Genomic DNA, 335 nt, shown 5'->3' on the forward strand with positions numbered 1-335 from the left:
CTGGCCGACGCGCCGCTGGCCCACTGACGGAGGCCACGGCGATGAAATACTTCTCGTTGGTGTGGGCACAGCTGTTCCGCAGCCGCACCCGTACCCTGCTGACCCTGCTTTCGGTGGTGGCCGCGTTCCTGCTGTTCGGCGTGCTCGATTCGGTGCGCGTGGCGTTCTCGTCCGGTGGCAGCGTGGAAGGCGCCAACCGCCTGGTGGTCGCTTCTCGGCTGTCGATCACCCAGTCGCTGCCGATCCGCCTGGAAACCCAGGTGCGCCAGGTCGCTGGCGTGCGCGACGTGGCCTATGGCATGTGGTTCGGCGGCATCTACCAGGACCCGAAGAAC

1 pseudogene is annotated in these 335 nt (G+C 67.2%); it reads left to right on the forward strand.

Annotated features, from left to right (window positions below):
* Positions 1 to 41 precede the first annotated feature (41 nt).
* Positions 42 to 335: pseudogene (locus EN824_RS33960) on the forward strand (hypothetical protein); the annotation flags it as partial.

Source organism: Mesorhizobium sp. M8A.F.Ca.ET.181.01.1.1, from assembly GCF_004792025.1.
In the GTDB taxonomy this organism is placed as follows: Bacteria; Pseudomonadota; Alphaproteobacteria; order Rhizobiales; family Rhizobiaceae; genus Mesorhizobium.